We start from the raw sequence: 20,397 nt of genomic DNA, 5'->3' as shown, positions 1-20,397 counted from the left end.
CCACGTCTTTCGCACCCTCGGTCCGGGTCACTCTGGCCCCGCCAGAATGTCCTCAACCAGTTCGCGACCCCGGATTGCCTAGCAAATTTTGGTAAACAGGTTCGTAACGCAAAATATTCGACGACCAATTCCGTTCGGCCTCGACAAACGCACGTGCCACACGCCGCCGCTCTCCCCACAAGGTGCGCCGCGCGAGCAGATCGGCCAGCACCGCCGCGATCGCCGCCGGATCGTCGGGCGCGAACAGGCTGCCCGTCACCCCGTCCTCGATCAGTTCGCGGTGACCGCCAACATCGGATGCGGCGACAAGCTTGCCCTGCGCCATCGCCTCGAGCGGCTTCAGCGGCGTGACGAGATCGGTCAGCCGCATCTTCTTGCGCGGATAGGCAAGGATATCGATCAGCGAATAATAGCGTTCGACTTGCTCGTGCGGCACGCGGCCGACGAAGACGATATGGGCGGCGACGGGCGAGGCGGCGGCCTGCGCCTTGAGCGCCGCCTCCATCGGCCCGCCGCCGACCAGCAGCAGGCGCGTGCGCGGCTCGGCGGCGATCAGCGCCGGCATCGCCGCGATCAGGTCGTCGATCCCCTCGTAATCGTAAAAACTGCCGATGAAGCCGATCAAGGGATCATCCGCGCCCAGACCAAGCTCGACCGCCAGCGCATCGTCGCGCGACGGCGGGCTGCCGAACAGGTCGAGGTCGACGCCGTTCGGCGACACGATAATCTTCGCGGGATCGGTACCGCGCGCGATCAGGTCGCCGCGCAGCCCTTCGCAGATCACCGCGACCGCATCGGCCGATTTGACCGCATATGTTTCGAGTTGCCTGGTCAGCCAGTAACGAGCGCTGCCCTCGCGCCCGGTCCCGTTGCCGACCGCCGCATCCTCCCAGAAGGCGCGGATTTCATAAATGACCGGGATGCCGAGCCGCTTGCCGACACGGAGCGCCGCAAGCCCGTCCATCACGGGCGAATGCGCGTGGAGCAGGTCAGGTTTCCATTCGGCGACCAGCGCCTCGGTCCGTGCGGCGAGCGCGCCGATTTCGCGCCATTCGCGCAAGGGTGAAGGCGCCGGTTTGATCGGCGGCGTGCGAAAGAAGGTCAGCCCGTCAACGGTCTCCACCGCCGGTCCCGGAAGCGGGTGCCGGATTCCGGTCACGCCCGCGACATCCCACCCCTTCGCGGCCTGCGCCTTCATCAGCGCGCGGGTGCGGAAGGTATAGCCACTATGCGCGGGCAGGCTGTGGTCTAGGACGTGTAGGATGCGGGTCATGGCCGCCCCCTTGGCACACCAGCCTTAACGCGGCGTCAACCCCGTTCTACTATCCTCCCCGCGACGACCGGGTTTCGCGTCGCGAAGAAAGAGCGAGGGCACGCCGCACGATGGTCGACAATTTCTCGATTGCCCTGACCCACATCCTCATCGCGATCGCGCTGTGGCGCCTGCTTTATCGTGACGATCTCGATCACGAGGTCAGCCCGCGCAAGCTGTGGCAGCAGCGGCGCGATGCCGAAGTTCCGGCGGGGGATACGCACGGCGATGCGTGACCTTGCCTTTGTCGCCTTTCTCTTCGCCTTCATCGGGGTCGGCTTTCGCAAGCCGTTCCTGTTCGTGCTGTGCTTTTGCTACATCGACATCGTCGCGCCGCAAAAGCTCAGCTACTTCCTGATCAATTCGATTCCGATCTCGCTGATCGTCTTCGGGCTCGCAATCGTCGGTTGGCTGGTCTTCGACGACAAGCGCGACACGCGCTGGTCCGGCCGGCAGAGCCTGCTCGTGATCCTGCTGCTCTATTGCTGGGCGACGACGGTCAACGCCGATTTCCCGGTCGAGGCGCAGGACAAATGGAGCTGGGTGTGGAAAGCGCTCGTCTGGGCGATCTTCCTGCCATTGACCCTGCGCACCAAGCTGCGGATCGAGGCGCTCGCGCTGATCATGTTGCTGTCGGCGGCAGCAATCGCGATCGCGGGGGGAATCAAGACTGCGGCGGGCGGGGGCGGCTATGGCTCTCTGCAATTGCTGCTGAGCGAGAATTACGGGCTCTACGAGGGGTCGATCATGTCGACGGTCGGCATCGCGATCATCCCGCTGATCCTGTGGTACCGCAAGCATGGCACGGTCTTCCAGCCCGACTGGCGCGTCTCGCTCTTCTGTTTCGCGCTGTGCTTTGCGTGCATGTTGCTGCCCGTCGGCACGCAGGCGCGCACCGGCCTCGTCTGCCTGATCGTGCTCGCCATCCTGTCGCTGCGCGCGGTCAGGCACCGCCTGCTCTACATGGTCGGCGCCGGGCTGCTCGCCGCCGCGGCGATCCCCTTCCTGCCGCAAAGCTATACCGCACGGATGGAAACGATCCGCGACCACCGCGCCGACGAATCGGCCTCGACGCGCGTCGCGGTGTGGGCGTGGACATGGGAATATGCGAAGGACCACCCTTTCGGCGGCGGCTTCAACGCCTATCTGCAAAACCACCTCCGCGTCGAGCGCGCGGCGAGCAGCAACGCCAACGCCGCGCCGCAGGAAGCCCTGCCATCGGTCTATGAGGACAAGGCGCGCGCCTATCATTCGAGCTATTTCGAAATGCTGGGCGAACAGGGCTATCCCGGCCTGATCCTCTGGCTGGTGCTGCAGGCGGCGGGCCTCTTCCGCATGGAGCAGCTGCGGCGGCGCTATCTCAAGACCCGCCGCGCCGAGGAACAATGGATCGCGCCGCTCGCCACCGCGCTGCAGCACGGGCATATCGTCTATATGGTCGGGTCGCTGTTCGTGGGCATCGCCTTCCAGCCCTTCATCTACATGATGCTGGCGCTCGAAATCGGGCTTTCGACCTATTGCGGGCGGCGCGAGCAGCAGTCGGGCTGGCGCCCCCTGATGGCACGTCCGGCGCAGGTTCCCGCGCGCCACGCCTTTCCGGCCGAACGCTAGTGCGGAACCATCGGCGGGGGCGGGGCGCTATTGCCCCATGTCCATCGCGCGCCTGATCCATGTCGACGACAGCCTGCCCGGCATCAGCCGCCAGCGCATCGATGGCGGCTGGCGCTACCGCGATGCGCAGGGTCGGATCATCCGCGACGCCGCGGAAATTCGCCGTCTGAATTCGGTCGCCCTGCCCCCCGCTTATGAGGATGCGTGGTTCTGTCCCGCGCCGAACGGCCATATCCTTGCGACCGGCTATGACGCGCGCGGCCGCAAGCAGTATCGCTACCATCCCGAATTCCGCCTCGCGCAGGAAGCGGACAAATATGATCGCTGCGCCTCCTTCGGCCACGCCCTGCCGCTCCTCCGCGCGCGGCTGGCGGACGATCTGGCCCGCCGGACGCTGTGTCGGGAGCGGATCGTCGGCGCGGTCGTCCGGCTGCTCGATCTCGCCGCATTGCGCGTCGGCAACGAGCAATATGCCGCCGCGAACAAGAGCTTCGGCGCAACGACGCTGCGGCGGCGTCATGCGAAGCTTTCGGGGCAGACGCTCCGCCTCAGCTATCGCGCCAAGGGTGGCTTGATGCGCGAGGTGGCGATCAGCGACCGGAACCTTGCGACGCTCGTCCGCCGGCTGCAGGATCTGCCCGGCCAGCATCTGTTCCAATATCAGGATGAGGGCGGGCTCTGCGCGGTTGGCTCCGCCGATGTGAACGCATATATCCGCGAGGCGATGGGGGCCGATTTCAGCGCCAAGCATTTCCGCACCTGGTCGGCGAGCGTCGAGGCCTTCGCCTTCCTGTATGACGCGCCCGGACCGCCGACACTGAAGGCGATGGTCGCCCATGTCGCCGACCGGCTCGGGAACACGCCCGCGGTCGCGCGAAAGGCGTATGTCCACCCGGCAATGATCGCGGCGGCGCAGGATCGGCGCCCCTTTGCTGCGGATGCGGGCGCCTTGCCGCGCGCAACCCGATATCTCTCGCGCTACGAACGCGGCTTTCTCGCGTGGCTCGAACGCGTGCCCGACGCCGCAGTCTTGCTCCGCTCCGCCTGATCCGCCAAGAGGACGACGTGACCTTTGCCATCCTTCCCGCCGCCCATTCGGCCACCACCACGACGGCCGCGGCCACCAAGGCGCCGGCCGCAGCAACCAACCCGCTCGAGGATCTCCGCCACTACTGGGATATCAGCGCCGCCTGGGTGAACAGCCACTGGCTGCAGATCGGCATCGCGGTCGGCGCGGGGCTGCTCATCTATTTCCTGCTTTCGATGGTCCGCACCTTCGCGCTCAAACATGCGCAGTCGGCCGAGGGTGACCTCACGCTGACCCACATCGCGGGCCGCGTGATTCACAAGACGCGATCGACCGTCATCGCGATCGTCGCCATCCGCATGGTCGCAGGCTATGCGCAGCCGCCGGCGGCGATCATGCAGATCGTCCAGTTCGTCTTCACGATCGCGGTCGTGTTGCAGGTTGCGATCTGGGTGCGCGAGATCATCCTCGGCCTGATCCAGCGCCGCGCCGCCGAGGGGAACAACGAGACGCTCAGCAATGCGATGGGAATCATCCGCTTGCTGATCAGCGTCGCGCTGTTCGCGATCGCGGCGATCGTCATCCTCGACAATATGGGCGTCAACGTCACGGGGCTGATCGCCGGGCTCGGGATCGGCGGCATCGCAATCGGTCTTGCCGCGCAGGGCATTTTCTCGGACCTCTTCGCGTCGCTGTCGATCATCTTCGACCGCCCGTTCCGCGTCGGCGAGACGATCAAATATGACACGAGTACCGCGACAGTCGAGCGCATAGGCCTGAAGAGTACGCGGCTCCGCTCGCTCAACGGTGAATTGCTGGTGATCTCGAACACCAATTTGCTGAGCAAGGAGATCACCAATTTCGCGCATCTCCATCGCCGCCGGATCACCTTCAGGATCGGCGTCATCTATCAGACGACGCCCGAAATGCTGCGCGACCTGCCTGCCCTGCTCGAGGCGCAGGTCGTCGCCGCGGGCCATGAATTCATCCGGTCGAGTTTCCTGACCTTCGGACCGTCCAGTCTCGATTTCGAATTGCTCTTCGACGTCTTCAGCGACGACTTCGATGTCGTCGCCGCGGCGCGGACCGATGTCGGCATCCGGTTGTTCGAGGCGATGGCGAAAGCAGGCTATGAGTTCGCCTATCCGACGCAAACGACCTTCACCGCCGCGCCCGACGGTACGATGATCATGCCCTTTGCCGAGTCCCCGAAGCCCAAGGCGCGCTCGGCAAAGACCACGAAGCCCGACTGACGCTACGGCGCCATAGCGCCGAACCTTGGGCCTTGTGCAACGCCGCAAGACAGGCCTAGAACGCGCCCCGAACGAACGATCAGAGGGGATGAGTCATGGCCAGCATCACGCCGCAGGACCTGCAAGCTAAGGTCGGTGAGCATATCGGCACGTCCGAATGGGTGCTCGTCGATCAGGACCGCATCAACAAGTTCGCCGAAGCCACCGGCGACTTCCAGTTCATCCATATCGACGAGGAAAAGGCGAAGCTGACGCCCTTCGGCGGGACGATCGCACACGGCTTTCTGACGCTGTCGCTGATCCCGATGCTCGGCGCGAGCACCGACGGACCCAAGATTGCCGGCGTGAAGATGGGCGTCAACTATGGCGGCAACAAAGTCCGCTTCCTGTCCCCCGTCCGGGCCGGCAAGCGGATCCGCAGCCACGTGAAACTGCTCGAACTCGAAGAGAAGCGCCCCGGCCAGTGGCAGCAGACCAACGAAGTGACGATCGAGATCGAAGGCGAGGAAAAGCCCGCGCTGATTGCCGAATGGATCAGCCAGTTCTTCGTCTGAACCGAAATATCCGGCCGACCTCCCCCGAAAAGACAACCGGATCCAAGCAGAAGGACAGATATCATGCGTGACGCCGTCATCGTTTCCACCGCCCGCACCCCGCTGACCAAGGCGGCGCGCGGCTCTTTCAACAACACCCTCGCCCCGACGCTGGGCGCCCATGCGGTCCGCGCCGCGGTCGAGCGCGCCGGGGTCGAAGGCGGCGAGATCGACGATGTCGTCTTCGGCGCAGCGATGCAGCAGGGTTCGCAGACGATGAACGTCGCGCGCCTGATCGCGCTGCGTTCGGGCCTGCCCGTCACCGTCCCCGGCATGTCGATCGACCGCCAATGCTCGTCGGGCCTGATGACGATCGCCACCGCCGCGAAGCAGATCATCGTCGATCGCCAGGACATCGCGGTCGCCGGCGGGATCGAGTCGATCTCGAAGGTCAGCGGCAGCGGCAAGGTGTTCATCGAGACCGACGCCGAGCTGATCGCGATGCACAAGGACACCTATATGCCGATGATCGGCACCGCCGAGGTTGTCGCGAAGCGCTACAACATCAGCCGCGAATATCAGGACGAATATTCGCTCCAGTCGCAGCAGCGCACTGCCGCCGCGCAGGCCGCGGGCAAATATGACGACGAAATCGTCGCCTGCCCCGCCACCATGGCGGTCGTGAACAAGGAGACCAAGGAAGTCACCTTCAAGGACGTCGTCGCCGACAAGGACGAGTGCAACCGCGCCGACACGACGCTCGAAGGGCTTGCCAGTCTGAAGCCGGTGATGGGCGAAGGCCACACGATCACTGCGGGCAACGCCAGCCAGCTCGCCGACGGCGCATCGGCCTGTGTCGTGATGGAAGCCAAGGTCGCCGAGAAGCGCGGTCTCCAGCCGCTCGGCCGCTATGTCGGCATGGCGGTCGCGGGCACCGAGCCCGACGAAATGGGCATCGGTCCCGTCTTCGCGATCCCGAAGCTGCTCGAACGCTTCGAGCTCAAGATGGACGACATCGGCCTCTGGGAACTCAACGAAGCCTTCGCGGTGCAGGTGCTCTACTGCCGCGACAAGCTAGGCATTCCGAACGAGCTGCTCAACGTCAACGGCGGTTCGATCTCGATCGGCCACCCCTTCGGCATGACCGGCGCGCGCTGCGTCGGCCATGCGCTGATCGAGGGCAAGCGCCGCGGCGTCAAATATGCCGTCGTCACCATGTGCATCGGCGGCGGCCAGGGCGCAGCGGGCCTGTTCGAGGTCTTCTGATTTGCGCTTAAGTAAACCGCGTATCGAGCCGGTCGATTTGGACCGGCTCGATGCCGACCAGCGCGCGGCGCTGTCGCCCTTCCTCGACAATGGCGGCGGCAAAGTCGGCGGCGGAAAGGTGCTCAACATCTTCCGCACCCTAGCCCATGCCCCGAAAGCGCTGACCGCCTTCCTCGGCTGGGGCAGCTATATCCTGTCGCGCCGCAACGCGCTGTCGGAACGCGACCGCGAACTCGTCATCCTGCGCACCGGCTACAACTGCCGCTCGGGCTACGAGTGGACGCAGCACAAGCGCATCGGGCTCGATATCGGCCTCACCGAGGACGAGATCGAACGGATCAAGGCCGGTCCCGACGCCGCAGACTGGAGCGACATCGACCGCGCGATGCTGCGCGCGACCGACGACCTCACTTCGAACCATTTCGTCAGCGACGCCAGCTGGGCCGCGCTTGCCCCGCTCGGCGACAAGGGCCGCATGGACCTGGTCATGACCGTCGGCCAGTACACACAGGTTTCGATGATGCTGAACAGCTTCGGCATCCAGGTGGAAAACGGCTGGGAGGTCGATCCCGACCTCAAGGCCTGAGCATTTAGGGAGAGAGATATGAGCGGCATCGGAGTTATCGCGACCATCCGCGTTCTACCCGGCAAGGAAGCCGAGTTCGAAGGCGTCTTCGCCGAACTCGCCCCCGCCGTGCGCGCCAACGAGCCCGGCAACAGCTATTACAAGCTCTTCCGCACGGCCGAGACCGGCGTTTACAAGGTGCTCGAATGCTATGACGACGAGGCCGCGATCGCCGCGCACCGTGCGTCGGATCATTTCCGCAGCCTCGGCGCCAAGCTCGGTCCGTGCCTGGCGGGCGCACCCGAAATCGAAAGCCTGCCGGCGGTTTGAGGGCATCTGCCTTGAAGCGGCGTAGGGCCGCTTTCGACCGGTTGCGGACATTGAGGTCCGATGGAATAAGGTGCTCGAAAGAGGGGCTGTGTGGACTGGGAAAGCCAATTTCAGCGATGGGTGAAGTCTGAGGATGAGAACCCTTTTGATGACCGTCCAGCGAGACTGATCGTCATTGAGACCCGTAAAGCCGCGCGGAACGGCGCGTCATTGGATGTTTCGGAGGGCTGGCGCTGGGTTGAAGAGTCCCTAGAGGATTCTGACCGACGGACCTTTGTTCACGCTGTTTTCCACAGGCAAGCCGCACCCAAACATCTCGCTGCTGTATTTTTACAGAAGGGCGTGAACGAACGGAATCCGAGTGCAAATCGCCTTTTCGTGGAGCCCGCTGTGAGGGCGATGGGGCCTAGGCGCGTTATGGAGCAGCTTACGAAGCTTCTCTCGAGCGGATCGGAAAATGAGCAGGGGGGAGCAGTTAGCGCGGCGTACTGGGTTCGAGGCGACGAGGGCGAACAGCGTTACCGGGATGCACGCCAGCGTTTCAAGGACGCGATGCTTCGGCAGTTCGTTGATACCGACAGCACATATGTTCGTCAGCGCATCATCCCAATGTTGTCGTTAGATGAAAACGACTATTCCTATGACGCTTCAGCACTCATAGCCGAAGCGATGCATATCGCTCGAAACCATCCAGATGATTATATTCGGCATCGGGTCGAAATTCAGTTGGGTTCAGCTGGGCCGTTCCGCGCTCTTCCCGCCTAGAGGGATCCGTCCGCTTCCCACCCCAAAGCCGCCATCAGCGCCCCAGGGCCTCAACCCACCTCCGCAATCTCTCCAGCCCTGTCGCCGAGCAGATAGCGCGGCCCTGCACCGCGCTGCGACGCCTTGTCCTGCGCGTTATAAAGCCCGCATTTCTTCAAGGACAGACAACCGCAGCCGATGCATTGGTCGAGCAGCTCACGCGTCCGCGCCAGTGCCGCGAGCTGCGCATCGATCCGCTCGCGCAGCCCGGTGCTGATCCGCGTCCAGTCGGCGGCGTTCGGCGTGCGTCCCGCAGGCAGGCGCGCAAGCTCGCCCGCGATCTCATCGAGGCTCAGCCCCATCTGCTGCGCGATCAGGATGAAGGACACGCGGCGGATGTCGGCGCGCAGAAAGCGCCGCTGCCCGCCGGCGGTACGCAGCGCCTCGAGCAAACCCTTCGCTTCGTAGAAACGGATCGCCGACACGGCGGTGCCGGTACGCGCCGCCAATTCGCCGATCGCGATCAGGTCGGTCCGATGCATGGCCGTGTTCATTCGCTTTCCGCTTGACCTAAACCTCACTTGAACTTTCATACCCGCTGCGTCAACCCGAATCACGAAAGCAGAACCATGACGCACCCCTTCATCGAACATGTGAACCTGACCGTCAGCGACCCCGATCGCACGGCGGGCATCCTGTCGGCCATCTTCGGCTGGCACGAACGCTGGCGCGGCCCGGCGCGCGACGGCGGCCGCACGATCCACCTCGGCAGCGATGCCGCCTATGTCGCGCTCTATACCGGCCCCGATGGCCAGCACGCCGACGCGCGCTATCCGAAGGGCGAGCCGCTCAACCATGTCGGGGTGCAGGTCGATGATCTCGATACGATCGAAATGCGCGTGAAGGCGGTGGGCCTGACCCCCTTCAATCACGGCGATTACGAACCCGGCCGCCGCTTCTATTTCTTCGACCCCGACGGCATCGAATATGAAGTCGTCAGCTATGCGGAGCCGCGCCTGCGCTGAACGGCGCAACATCCTGCATTCACAAGCGTTCATCGCTTGTCAGGGGGAACAGCAGGAGTCTCGACCGATGAGTGACGACATTACCACGCAATTCTGGAAGGCGCTCGACGCCAGCCCCTATGTCATGGTCGGCCTGCCCGGCGAGCGGCTGCATCATATCCCAATGAACGCGCAGCTCGACAAGGACGCCCACAGTGCCTTCTGGTTCTTCACCGCGACCGACAATCGCATCGCAGGCGGCGGCCCGGCGATGGCGCAGTTCGCGTCGAAGGGCCATGATCTCTATGCCTCTATTTCGGGTGAGTTGCGCCGCGAGGACAGCCGCGCAGTCCTCGACAAGCTCTGGAACAACAGCATCGCGGCCTGGTACGAAGGCGGCAAGGATGATCCCAAACTCGTCCTGCTCCGCTTCGACCTCGAAGACGCCGAAATCTGGACCGCTGAGCCGAGCCTGAAGGGCATGTTCAAACTCGCGACCGGCATGACGATGAAGGAAGGCGACCTCGGCAAGCACGCGGAAGTGGCGCTCTAGACCGACGGCGCTATCTGCCCTTCGCGGAACTCGAAGCCGCCCTCGCGGTCGCGTTCGAGTAAGGCAGGCCCATCGAGGTCGACCCACCGTGCGCGCTGCGCGAGTACGAAAGCGGGCGCAACCGCCAAGCTGGTGCAGAGCATACAGCCGGCCATGATTGACAGCCCCGCCGCGTCGGCTGCGTCGGCGAGCCGCAGCGCCTCGGTCAGCCCGCCCGCCTTATCGAGCTTGATGTTCACCCCGTCGTAGAAAGGGCCGATCCGCGCGACATCAGCCGCGGTATGGCAGCTTTCATCGGCGACGAATGGAATCGGGGCGTAGATTGGGTCAAGCAATGCGTCGGCGCCGACCGGCGCCGGTTGCTCGATCATCTCCACGCCCATATCGGCGAGCGCCTCAGCCTCGCTCAAGATATCGATCTGGCCCCAGCTTTCGTTGGCGTCGGCAATAAGTCGCGCATTGGGGGCGCCCTTGCGCACGCCGGCGACGCGCAGGCGGTCGCCCTCTCCGGTCAGCTTGATCTTGAGCAAATGGTAGCCGTCGGCCTCGGCGGTGGCGGCGGCCTCCGCCATCGCGCCGGGCGAGCCGAGCGATATGGTGTAGGCCGTCGTCCGCGCGGTCGGCGGACCATCGCATCCCGCAAGCTGCCACAGCCGGAGGCCACGCTGCCTCGCCTCGAGATCCCACAGCGCGCAATCGATCGCGTTGCGCGCGGCGCCGGGCGGCATCAATTCCTGCACAGCCGCCCGTGCCTCGGCCGCGCCCATTTCAGCGATGTAGGGGGCGACACGCAAAAGCTGGTCGCGGCATCCGACGGCATCTTCGCCGAGATAATAGACCGGCGTGCCCTCACCGCGCCCGATCGCGCCCTCGCCTTCGACCTCGGCGACGACCACATCGACATGGGCGGTCGCGCCGCGGCTGATGATGAAGCTTCCCGCCACCGGCCAGCGTTCGACGCGCGCGCTTTTCAGATGAACGGCCATCATTCCTTCCTATGGCCGTTTCGACGTTTCGCAAGCGGGCTTTGCGGCAATGGGCCGTCGGCTATCAGGCGCCGTTGGCGCGGATCCACTTTTCGACCACCGGCGCAATATCGTCGCGCCACTTGCGGCCGTTGAAAATGCCGTAGTGGCCGACCCCCTTTGCCATCAAATATTTCTTCTTGTCGGTCGGCAGCAACTTGGCGAGCGTCAGCGCCGCCTTCGTCTGGCCTAGCCCCGAAATATCGTCGCGTTCGCCCTCGATCGCGAGCAGCCCGATATCGGCGATCTTGGTGAGATCGACCGGCTTGCCGCGATGGAGCATCTCGCCCTTGGGCAGTGCGTGGCGCTGGAACACGACATCGACCGTCTGGAGGTAGAATTCAGCGGTCATGTCGCAGACCGCCCGATACTCGTCATAGAATTCCTTGGTCTTGTCGGCGCTTTCACCATCGCCTTCGACCAGATGTTTGAACATCGACCAATGGCTCATCATGTGATTGCCAAGGTTCATCGACATGAAGCCCGCAAGTTGCAAAAAGCCCGGATAGACGCGCCGCCCCGCGCCTGGATACCAGGCGGGAACCGTGACGATCACATTTTCCTGAAACCACGCATAGGGCCGCGTCATCGCATGTTCGTTGACCGCGGTCGGCGCCTTGCGCGTATCGATCGGCCCGCCCATCATGGTCAGCGTCTTCGGCCGGCACTTGTGCTTGTCCGCCGCCATGATCGCGGCCGCCGCATAGCTCGGCACCGAGGGCTGGCACACCGCGAGCATATGCGCGCCCGGCCCGATGTGCTCGAGCCACGAAATGACATAATCGATATAGTCGTCGAGGTCGAACTTGCCGGCTTCGAGCGGCACGTTGCGCGCGTCGCGCCAGTCGGTGATCCAGACGTCATGCTCGCCGATCATCCGCTCGACCGTGCCGCGCAGCAGCGTCGCATAATGGCCGGACATCGGCGCGACGATCAGCAGCTTGGGTTTGCCCGCGCTCTTCTTGTGCGTGAAATGCTTGAGCTGGCCAAAGGGCTTTCGCGCCTCGACCTTTTCGGTGACGCGGACGGTCTCGCCTTCGGACACGGTCTCGTAAAGTTCGAACCCCGGCTTGCCGCGCGGCGCGGCAGCATGGGCGAAGACTTCGAGCGCCGAGGCGAACATCGGGCTGCCGCCAAAATAGCCGAGGGGATTCGCGGGATGCTGAATCACCTGTGCGCCGGCGGTCGCCAGCGCGCTGGCCCCCGCGAGCCAACTCTTGTGCATTTCAAAGGCATGATACAGCATTATCGATAGTCCTTGCGTCCGGGGCGGCGCTCTGGCGGCGCCTGCTTTCGGACCAGTCTAGGCTATCGGTGTCATTGTGCAATGCATCAAAGCCATTGCACCGACATTTCATCGGCAATATCATGCAACGGCGGACGCCGGTGCGTCCTTCGGAGTGAATATGTCTGAGATTGCGGGCAACCGCTAACATCCCGGTGGACGGGATGGTGCAAACGCCGTTGGCCCATGGGTCGGCGCGCCTGTTGTTGCCTATAGTCTCGGACAATATCCCAATGAACATCTCGAAATCGGAACAGCGCGTGCTGCACGTGCTGGCGCAGGGTGGCATGATCCGCCACCGGCGCGATGATGGCGGCCGCCTTGTCGAGGCGCTTTGCGTTACGCGCGACGGCCATATCCTTGAAAACGGGGGCCTTGAACTGTTCCAGCGCCTCCGCCGCCGCGGCTTCATCGCGTCGCACCGCGGCATGCCGTACCGGATCACGCAGGCGGGCCTGCGCGCGGTACGCGCGCAGCTCGACAACCGCTGATCGCGCATATTGGGGGGAGCGCGGGTTCGCGTCCGCGCTCCCTTTGCGCAGCGCAGCTTCATGGCGCATGAAGCTGCACGCCACTTTGCGGCGTTGAGCGGCACCGGCGCGGCTGCTAGGGCGATGACAATGGCGACCAAATCCGACCCACCCGTCCCGCCCCGCAAGCTGTCGAGCCTGCGCATGGTCTGGCATCACGCCAGCAAATATCCGCTGCAACTGTTGATCGCGGCGATCGCGCTCGGCATCGCCGCGCTCGCGACGCTTGCGATCCCCTACCAGTTCAAGGAAATGATCGATTCGGGCTTCGTCGCCGGTGGCGGCGACGTCGCACCGCATTTCCGCTTCTTCTATGTGATCGTCGTGATCCTCGCGCTCGCCACCGCGCTCCGCTTCTATTTCGTGAGCTGGCTCGGCGAACGTACCGTCGCCGACGTCCGCGAGGCGGTGCAGCAGAATCTTCTCCGCCTCGCGCCCGGCTTCTTCGAAGAAAACCGCCCCTCCGAAATCGCCTCGCGCATGACCGCCGATACGGCAATTATCGAGCAGACCGTCGGCACCACCGTCTCCGTCGCGCTCCGCAACACGGTGATGGGGATCGGCGGCATCGGTTACCTCTTCTCGCTCTCGCCGAAGCTCACCGCGGGGATATTGGTCGGCATCCCGGTCATCATCCTGCCGATCGTCCTCTTGGGCCGCCGCCTCCAGAAGGTCTCGCGTTCGAGTCAGGACCGCGTCGCAGACATCGGCGCCACCACCGCCGAACAGCTCGGCGCCATGAAGATCGTCCAGGCCTTCGGGCAGGAACAGCGCGAGGCAGGCCGCTTCGCCGACGCGGTCGAGGCCAATTTCGCGACCGCCAAGCGCCGCATCCGCCTTCGCGCGATCATTACCGCGACCGTCATCGGCCTGCTGTTCGGCGCGATCACGACCCTGCTCTGGTATGGTGCCGCGGGGGTCGCGGCGGGCACGATCACCGGCGGCACGATCGCCGCCTTCGTCCTCACCGGCGGCCTCGTCGCGGGTGCGTTCGGCGCGCTCACCGAGGTCTATGGCGACCTGCTCCGCGCGGCGGGGGCGGCCGAGCGCCTCAACGAATTGCTCGTCGCCGAGCCGACGATCGCGCCACCCGCCAGTCCCCGCCGGTTGCCCGATCCCGCGATCGGCACGCTGGAATTCGACCATGTCGAGTTCAACTATCCGACCCGCCCCGACGCCCCGGCGCTCCATGATTTCAGTCTCGCGATTCGCCCGCGCGAAACCGTCGCGATCGTCGGTCCGTCCGGTGCCGGCAAGTCGACGCTGTTCCAGCTCGCCGAGCGTTTTTATGACCCCCAGTCGGGCCAGATCCGCCTCGACGGCGTGCCGTTGACCGAGGCCGACCCCGCCGACATCCGCGCGCGCATCGCGATGGTGCCGCAGGAGACGGTGATCTTTGCCGCCTCTGCCCGCGATAATCTCCGCTACGGCAACTGGCTGGCGACCGACGACGAACTCTGGGAAGCGGCCCGCGCCGCCAATGCCGAGGAATTCCTCCGCAAGCTGCCCGACGGTCTCGACACCTTCATGGGCGAAGGCGGCGCGCGCCTGTCGGGCGGGCAGCGCCAGCGCGTGGCGATCGCCCGCGCGCTGCTCCGCCGCGCGCCGCTGCTGCTGCTCGACGAAGCGACCTCGGCGCTCGACGCCGAATCCGAAAAGCTCGTGCAGGACGCGCTCGAAACGCTGATGCACGACCGCACGACGATCGTTATCGCGCACCGTCTCGCAACCGTGCGCGCCGCCGACCGCATCATCGTGATGGACGAGGGGCGGATCGTCGAGGAAGGCCGCCACGACGACCTTGTCGCCGCCGACGGCCTCTACGCCCGCCTCGCGCGGCTGCAATTCCAGGACAAGCTTGTCGCCGCCTGACGCCACCCTTCGAAGGACGCACCTCCTATGCCAGCGATACTCTATGACCTGACTGTCCCCGCTTATACGAACGGCTTGCGCGCCCTCTCGGGCCAGCTCGCGAAGGCGCTCGAATGGGGCGAGGCGAACGGGGTCGGCGAGCTTCAATTGATCGGCTCACGGCTCGCGCCCGACATGTTTCCCTTGGCCACGCAGGTTCGCTTCACCTGCATACAGGCGATACAGCCGGCGACGCGTCTCGGCGCTGACGGCGCGCCCGAGCTTGGCGACGACGCCACCGACTTCGCCGGACTGCAGACGCAGATTTCGACGACGCTCGCGTGGCTCGCTTCCGTCGATCGCGCCGCGCTCGACGGCGACCCCAACCGTCCGGTCGGTTTCGATCTGCCAAACGGCATGGCGTTCGACATGACCGCCGTCGCTTATGTGCGCGACTGGGCGCAGCCGCAATTCTACTTCCATCTCGTCGCCGCCTACGCCGTGCTCCGCCACATGGGCGTCCCGCTCGGCAAGGTCGATTATGTCGGTTACATGATGCAGTATCTGCGACCGGGGACCGTGCCGTCGGCCTGACGCGTCGGCTTTCGACCGAAGGTGGACATTCGTTCCTCCCTTTGGCGCAGCCATGGGGAGGTGGCAGCGCCCTTCGACTGCCTTGCAGGCGCTCAGGATAAACTTCGCCCTTGGCGAAGCGCTGACGGAGGGGCAATGGCGCCGCTGCTGCGGCCCCTCCACCACCGCCTGTGGCGGCGGTCCCCCTCCCCATCGCTACGCGACAGGGAGGATGCTTCCCGCTCCGTCATCCCGGACTTGATCCCGGATCCATCCCAGCGTCGAAGTCATGGACCCCGGATCAAGCCTGTCCTGAGCCTGTCGAAGGGTCCGGGGTGACGACTGTCGGGAAACCACCCGATAGCCACCAACAGATAACGCGGCTAGATCAGCCCGCCATATTTGCGGATGCCCGGAAAGGCGAGCTTCTCGCCGCCATTGCGCCGGATCGCGCCAATCGCCTCGTCGACGCGCAAATAGCGCGCGCGTGCGTCGGGTTCGAACATCAGCACCGGCTGTTTGGTGCGCTCCGATGCGAGCTTCACGAGTTGCCCGAGCTGGGCAAGGTCGACCGCCTCGCCATTCCAGCGGATCGTGTCGGCCGTATCGATCGTGACGCGATTTTCGTCGAGGACTTTGCCTGTTACATCCGGCCCCTGCGGAAGCGTGATGTCGACGCTGTGCGTCGGCGGCGGGATCGTGATGATGAACATCACGAGCATCACCAGCATCACGTCGATCAGGGGCGTTGTGTTGATGTCGGGATCGCCATTGGGATCGGCGCGAAAAATGCTCTGGTGGAAGCGGCTGCGAAGCTTGCGCATCTTGTGTCTCCCCATCTCGCAGGGCGGCCCGAGTCCAGGCACCATCCCCGTACCTTGGGCTGAGGCGTCCACCGGGAAAGCCTCGACCTGCTGTTACGGTATAACATTATACGCAAAGAGCAAATAAAAAGCGCTACGCGTCGGGCCGGCCGCATCGGCCCAACAAGAAGGGGCGGCACCTTCCGGTACCGCCCCTCTTGTCTTCAAACCCGAACCGGGTTGGAAATCTTACATGCCCGAACCCGGACCGTATTTGATTTCCACGCGGCGGTTCTGGTCGTTGCGGACGCCGTCGGCGGTCGCAACGGCCGGACGCGATTCGCCGAACGCTTCGGCCGAGATCGAGCCGTCCGAGATACCGCGAGCGGTCAGGTAGCTGCGAACCGCATCGTTGCGGCGCTGCGACAGACCGACGTTGTACTTGGCCGAACCCGAACGGTCGGCGTGACCGGCGAGCCAAACCTGCGTACCCGAGCAGCCCCGGTTGTAAGCGCTGATCGCGTTGTCGAGCGTAGCAGCCGCTTCCGGCGTGATGTTCGACTGATCCCAGTCGAAGTACACGATGTACGGCCCAGGCTCGCACACAGCCGGCGGCGGAGGCGGCGGCGGGGGCGGCGGGGGCGGCGGGGGCGGCGGCGGCGGCGGCGGGGGCGGCGGCGGTTCAGCGCCACCGAAGTTGTACGTCAGCGTCCCCAGGATCGAGTGCGAACGGAAGCGCGTCGAAACGTCGCGGCCAACCTGGTCGACCAGGTCGATCCCGCTGGCGTTGAAGAAGCGATACTTCAGGCCGACATCCCAGTTCTTGGTGAGCGGAGCGCGGATACCCGCGATCGCCTGCCAAGCGAAGCCGGTGTCCGAATCGTCGAGGAACGGACCGGCAAAGACCGGCTCGACCGAGACGCGCGCAACACCCGCACCACCGCCGATGAAGCCCTGCAGGCCATCATCGTCGCCGAAGTCGAGCAGGCCGTTGACCATGAAGCTCAGCGCATTCGAATCGCCATTCAGCGCGGTCGAACCGATGAAGGGCGCGCCAGCACCGCTCGGGCTCTGCGGGATACCCGGCGCCGAGAAGCTGCCCGACTTGATGTCGGCTTCGCGGTAGCCGACCTCGACTTCCGCGCGGAAGCCTCCGAAATCGTATCCGACGGTGCCTTCAACGTCATAGCCATTGCGATGATTGAGGTTTGCGGCGTTATCGATGGCACCGATGTCGAGGTCCATGTCCTCGATGATCATCACACCACCACCAACACCGACATACCAGGAGTTGTCGCGCGCCAAAGCTGGCGACGCCAGGGCAGTGGAGGCCAACGCCACAGCGACGGCAAGCTTCCTCATAGTAGATTCCCCTTTCAATTGAGATTTACGTCTCGACAGACGTCCTACTCGTCCCTTTGGTTCCGTGCAAGCTAACAAATCGTCAATCTGTTGCCAAAAAGTCGCACTTAACAGATCAATATTGGCAAAATCAGCCTGATTTCAGAATACCATGCGCGTCGAGGACCGACAGCAGCGCCGCGATGGCGGCGCGGGCTTCGACGTCCACTGTCGCGCCCCCGGCGGGAGCCGGAATCGCCGCGGGACCGATCCATAGCCCGCCCTCGAAGCGCAGCATCGCCCCGTCGCTCAGCCGGATGATGCGCATCCCGCCGCGCGGCGCGACGAACCGCCAGCCGCCGTCGGTCCGGATCGCGATAGTCCCTCCTCGCCCCGACCATTCGCCGTCCGCTCCGGCTGCGACGAGCCAGCACTCACCGGCCACCGGTGCCAGCGGCGGCGTCGCAACAGGTCCGGCTTCGACCGCCGGATGCAGCAAGGCATCGAGCAGGGCAAGCGCCTCATTGTGCGTTACCTCCTTCTGCGCCTGCGCGACGGCAAGTAATGGCAGGGTGAAACGAGGGGTAGCAAGCATATCGGTCATCATCCGGTCCCATCAGCGAGCGTAAGGAAAAGCGGCCGCGAACGGCCCAGGTCGCCGAGCTGTCGAATGGCAAGCACTGCCGCAACCGGCAGGCTCGCGACGGCCGCCGCGTCAAGGTGCAGGGCCTGCGCGGTCGCCGTCCATGGACCGGCGCCCGGTACCGGCGGCACCGGCGCGATCTCCCAGGCTTCGCGGCTTTCGCCAAGGGGCAGGTCGACATGATCGCGCCACCCGGTGTCGAAGCGGCTGCATCGCGTCCATTCGACAGCAAAGCCCCCCGCGCCATCGGGGCGCACCCGGCCATGCACCGGGGGGAGCGGCGCCAGCGCTTGCCCCACGGCCGGCAGCGGAGCCTCGGCAACCGCCGTGCTTGCCCGCCCGGCCCATTGCAGCACCGCCGACCCGCTCTCGACCAGTTGCGCGACGGCATCGGGAACCGGCAACAACGCGATATCGTCGAGGAGGACGAACGGCGTACCGGCGGGATGACTGGCGATCTCCGACCCGCCGCGCCCGCGCAGCAATCGCGAAAGCCGCCATTCCGCGGCGCCGATTCGTTCCGCCGTTCCGAACTGCAGCATCTCGGTTCCCAGCATCGCGCGGTTGGCGCCACCGAGAAGCGCAGAATTTTCAACCGATTCCAGCATCATGGACGGATTGACGAGCGTTACGACAAGATCGTTTGCAAGGTCAATCAACGCGCCGCCCGAGGCAGGCACCGCGCCCGCCAACGCGCCAAGCGCGGCGGCGGGGCGCACCATCCCGAGCGCGATCGGCTCGGCATCGGGGGCAGGACAAATCCAGATATCGGCGCCGCGCCATCCCGCATTGCTACCCGCCGCGGCGACCAGCAGACGCGGGGCGGAGGCTGGACTGGTCCCGATGTTCGGGCAATCGAACAGATGGACGACAGTTTCGCCGTCGGGCCAGTCGGGCGGTGTTACGGCCTGCCCACCATCGGCATCGATCGCGGTTACCGGCAGCGGCTGATGACGACATAGCTCGAGCATCACCTCCCCGCCCCGCACCGTTCGCGACACGCTCCTCCAGGCACTTCCGTCGGGGAGCACGACCGGCCCGCCGATCGGTAGCGCCAGCGCCGCGAGGTCGGCCCGCCAGATACAGGTTTCACGGTCGTCCGCCGCCGCTCGGGCAAGCGCGTGCGCCAGCGCATACGCGGACTCGGCGGGCAGTGCGGCGGGCAGGTCGACACGCTCCTCGCGCACGCCGCCTCCCGCGACTTCGGCCGACTGCTGACCCAGCTGATAATCGCGCGCGGGCTCATAATACCGCAGGTTCACAAGCCCGGGCAGCGACGAAAGCGGCGCGCGACGCTGCTCGACCCGATCCGCATCGCGGACCGCACGGCGCATTTCGGCAAAATCGGACAGCATCGACGGTTCGGACGCCGCGGCGGGCGCCAGCCGCCACCCCGCCGGACCACTGGCGAGCCGGACACCGTCGACCGCGAACAGCGGCGCCAACGCCTCACGCGCCCGTTCGCCCGACGCCGCATAGCCCGCAATCGGCCAGTTCCCCACGCAGCGCCCCGCCTCTCCCAACAGCACATCGCCGACAAACCCGCCATCGACCGCAGCGTCGTCGGCCTCGACTTCGAAGGTCAGCGACGGGATGCGGTTGCCGAAGCCGGCGAGTTCAAGCTCCTCGAACACCGCATAGGCCAGACCCCGAAACGCGCTCGCCGAGCCGATCCCGACCGCCGAGGCGACAAGCGGGTCCGCCGGCTGGTCCTCGCTCCCGTCATGCCAGCGAAAGGTGCAGCGCTCCCGGAAACTCCCGCCGGCACCGCGCAGCAAATTGCCGTCGGCCCATATCCGGCGGATCGCGCGGATCGGACGCGACGACAGCGCGACCGCGAGCGACACCGAATAGCTATATTCGGTCGTCGACGGCCGCCCCTTGCCGCCGCCGCGTTTCGTCCGCCGTTCGATCAGGTCGGTCGCCCAGATCACGCTGCCCGCCACGCGCATCGTCCCGAACAGCTTCGGGATCTGTTGGCCATAGGTCGACGCCTGGACCTTCAGGTCGGCAAGCCGCGGCCCTTCGCGGCCCTTCGGCCTGAAGATCGCGGCATCGGCCTGCTGCCCGATCGCAGCGCCCAGCGCCGCGCCGACCGGCCCGCCGACGATCCCGCCGACCACCGTCAGCACCAAAGTCGCCATCCTT

General features: G+C 65.3%; 22 protein-coding genes. 14 read left to right on the top strand and 8 right to left on the bottom strand.

Going from position 1 to position 20,397, the window contains the following annotated elements; all coding sequences use genetic code 11:
* Positions 1–52: 52 nt before the first annotated feature.
* The gene (locus tag QOL68_RS00625; protein ID WP_204992394.1) at positions 53–1,273 is read right to left on the bottom strand and encodes a TIGR04063 family PEP-CTERM/XrtA system glycosyltransferase; all 1,221 of its coding nucleotides are present in this window, start codon (positions 1,271–1,273) and stop codon (positions 53–55) included.
* A 110-nt stretch (positions 1,274–1,383) separates the two neighbouring features.
* On the opposite strand from QOL68_RS00625, the gene QOL68_RS00620 reads away from it, so the two are divergent.
* The 9 genes from QOL68_RS00620 (at position 1,384) to QOL68_RS00580 (ending at position 8,662) form a co-directional block, all read left to right on the top strand.
* Positions 1,384–1,548, top strand: coding sequence for a hypothetical protein (locus QOL68_RS00620; RefSeq protein ID WP_204992393.1), 165 nt, complete (start codon positions 1,384–1,386; stop codon positions 1,546–1,548).
* Positions 1,541–2,923 carry a putative O-glycosylation ligase, exosortase A system-associated gene (locus QOL68_RS00615; protein WP_282945974.1) on the top strand — a complete coding sequence of 461 codons (1,383 nt, stop codon included), beginning with the start codon at positions 1,541–1,543 and terminating at the stop codon, positions 2,921–2,923. The genes QOL68_RS00620 and QOL68_RS00615 overlap by 8 nt, the downstream gene beginning before the upstream one ends.
* 37 nt (positions 2,924–2,960) lie before the next feature.
* Positions 2,961–3,971, top strand: a complete 1,011-nt coding sequence (locus tag QOL68_RS00610) for a DNA topoisomerase IB (protein ID WP_282945972.1) — start codon at positions 2,961–2,963, stop codon at positions 3,969–3,971.
* Between the two features lie 17 nt (positions 3,972–3,988).
* Positions 3,989–5,203: a mechanosensitive ion channel family protein gene (locus QOL68_RS00605; protein ID WP_282945970.1), complete on the top strand. Its 1,215-nt coding sequence runs from the start codon at positions 3,989–3,991 to the stop codon at positions 5,201–5,203.
* 95 nt (positions 5,204–5,298) lie between these two features.
* Positions 5,299–5,757: a MaoC family dehydratase gene (locus QOL68_RS00600; RefSeq protein ID WP_282945968.1), complete on the top strand. Its 459-nt coding sequence runs from the start codon at positions 5,299–5,301 to the stop codon at positions 5,755–5,757.
* Between the two features lie 63 nt (positions 5,758–5,820).
* Positions 5,821–7,002: an acetyl-CoA C-acyltransferase gene (locus QOL68_RS00595; RefSeq protein WP_204992390.1), complete on the top strand. Its 1,182-nt coding sequence runs from the start codon at positions 5,821–5,823 to the stop codon at positions 7,000–7,002.
* Between the two features lie 37 nt (positions 7,003–7,039).
* The gene (locus QOL68_RS00590; RefSeq protein WP_282945965.1) at positions 7,040–7,588 is read left to right on the top strand and encodes a carboxymuconolactone decarboxylase family protein; all 549 of its coding nucleotides are present in this window, start codon (positions 7,040–7,042) and stop codon (positions 7,586–7,588) included.
* 18 nt (positions 7,589–7,606) lie between these two features.
* The gene (locus QOL68_RS00585) at positions 7,607–7,897 is read left to right on the top strand and encodes a putative quinol monooxygenase (protein ID WP_058455544.1); all 291 of its coding nucleotides are present in this window, start codon (positions 7,607–7,609) and stop codon (positions 7,895–7,897) included.
* Positions 7,898–7,987: 90 nt separating this feature from the next.
* A complete protein-coding gene (locus QOL68_RS00580; RefSeq protein ID WP_282945963.1) occupies positions 7,988–8,662 on the top strand; it encodes a hypothetical protein in 675 nt (224 codons plus the stop codon).
* Positions 8,663–8,712: 50 nt separating this feature from the next.
* On the opposite strand, the gene soxR is transcribed toward QOL68_RS00580, so the two are convergent.
* Positions 8,713–9,183, bottom strand: coding sequence for a redox-sensitive transcriptional activator SoxR (gene soxR / locus QOL68_RS00575; protein ID WP_282945962.1), 471 nt, complete (start codon positions 9,181–9,183; stop codon positions 8,713–8,715).
* A gap of 87 nt (positions 9,184–9,270) precedes the next feature.
* On the opposite strand from soxR, the gene QOL68_RS00570 reads away from it, so the two are divergent.
* Positions 9,271–9,666 (top strand): VOC family protein, encoded by a 396-nt coding sequence (locus tag QOL68_RS00570; RefSeq protein WP_282945961.1) that lies wholly within the window; start codon positions 9,271–9,273, stop codon positions 9,664–9,666.
* Positions 9,667–9,733: 67 nt separating this feature from the next.
* Positions 9,734–10,198, top strand: coding sequence for a pyridoxamine 5'-phosphate oxidase family protein (locus QOL68_RS00565; protein ID WP_282945960.1), 465 nt, complete (start codon positions 9,734–9,736; stop codon positions 10,196–10,198).
* Here the strand turns inward: QOL68_RS00565 and QOL68_RS00560 are convergent.
* Positions 10,195–11,184: a dipeptide epimerase gene (locus tag QOL68_RS00560; RefSeq protein WP_282945959.1), complete on the bottom strand. Its 990-nt coding sequence runs from the start codon at positions 11,182–11,184 to the stop codon at positions 10,195–10,197. The genes QOL68_RS00565 and QOL68_RS00560 overlap by 4 nt on opposite strands.
* Positions 11,185–11,248: 64 nt before the next feature.
* Positions 11,249–12,469: a polyhydroxyalkanoate depolymerase gene (locus tag QOL68_RS00555; RefSeq protein ID WP_282945958.1), complete on the bottom strand. Its 1,221-nt coding sequence runs from the start codon at positions 12,467–12,469 to the stop codon at positions 11,249–11,251.
* A 272-nt stretch (positions 12,470–12,741) separates the two neighbouring features.
* Here QOL68_RS00555 and QOL68_RS00550 point away from each other — a divergent pair, with 272 nt between their 5' ends.
* The 3 genes from QOL68_RS00550 to QOL68_RS00540 all read left to right on the top strand — a co-directional run bounded on the left by QOL68_RS00550 (position 12,742) and on the right by QOL68_RS00540 (position 15,483).
* Positions 12,742–12,999, top strand: a complete 258-nt coding sequence (locus QOL68_RS00550) for a YjhX family toxin (RefSeq protein ID WP_058455539.1) — start codon at positions 12,742–12,744, stop codon at positions 12,997–12,999.
* Positions 13,000–13,128: 129 nt separating this feature from the next.
* Positions 13,129–14,910, top strand: a complete 1,782-nt coding sequence (locus QOL68_RS00545) for an ABC transporter transmembrane domain-containing protein (protein ID WP_282945957.1) — start codon at positions 13,129–13,131, stop codon at positions 14,908–14,910.
* Positions 14,911–14,937: 27 nt separating this feature from the next.
* Positions 14,938–15,483, top strand: a complete 546-nt coding sequence (locus QOL68_RS00540; RefSeq protein WP_282945956.1) for a DUF1993 domain-containing protein — start codon at positions 14,938–14,940, stop codon at positions 15,481–15,483.
* A 362-nt stretch (positions 15,484–15,845) separates the two neighbouring features.
* Here QOL68_RS00540 and QOL68_RS00535 read toward each other — a convergent pair whose 3' ends face one another.
* The 4 genes from QOL68_RS00535 to QOL68_RS00520 all read right to left on the bottom strand — a co-directional run bounded on the left by QOL68_RS00535 (position 15,846) and on the right by QOL68_RS00520 (position 20,393).
* Positions 15,846–16,286, bottom strand: coding sequence for an ExbD/TolR family protein (locus QOL68_RS00535; RefSeq protein WP_282945955.1), 441 nt, complete (start codon positions 16,284–16,286; stop codon positions 15,846–15,848).
* A 228-nt stretch (positions 16,287–16,514) separates the two neighbouring features.
* Positions 16,515–17,627: an OmpA family protein gene (locus QOL68_RS00530; RefSeq protein ID WP_282945954.1), complete on the bottom strand. Its 1,113-nt coding sequence runs from the start codon at positions 17,625–17,627 to the stop codon at positions 16,515–16,517.
* Between the two features lie 130 nt (positions 17,628–17,757).
* Positions 17,758–18,210: a DUF2793 domain-containing protein gene (locus tag QOL68_RS00525; RefSeq protein WP_204992379.1), complete on the bottom strand. Its 453-nt coding sequence runs from the start codon at positions 18,208–18,210 to the stop codon at positions 17,758–17,760.
* A complete protein-coding gene (locus tag QOL68_RS00520) occupies positions 18,210–20,393 on the bottom strand; it encodes a phage tail protein (protein WP_282945953.1) in 2,184 nt (727 codons plus the stop codon). The genes QOL68_RS00525 and QOL68_RS00520 overlap by 1 nt, the downstream gene beginning before the upstream one ends.
* Positions 20,394–20,397 lie beyond the last annotated feature (4 nt).

Source organism: Sphingopyxis sp. Geo25 (assembly GCF_949769135.1).
Classification (GTDB): domain Bacteria; phylum Pseudomonadota; class Alphaproteobacteria; order Sphingomonadales; family Sphingomonadaceae; genus Sphingopyxis.
Note: the sequence above shows the minus strand (reverse complement) of the source record. Positions and strands in the feature narration are given on the sequence as shown.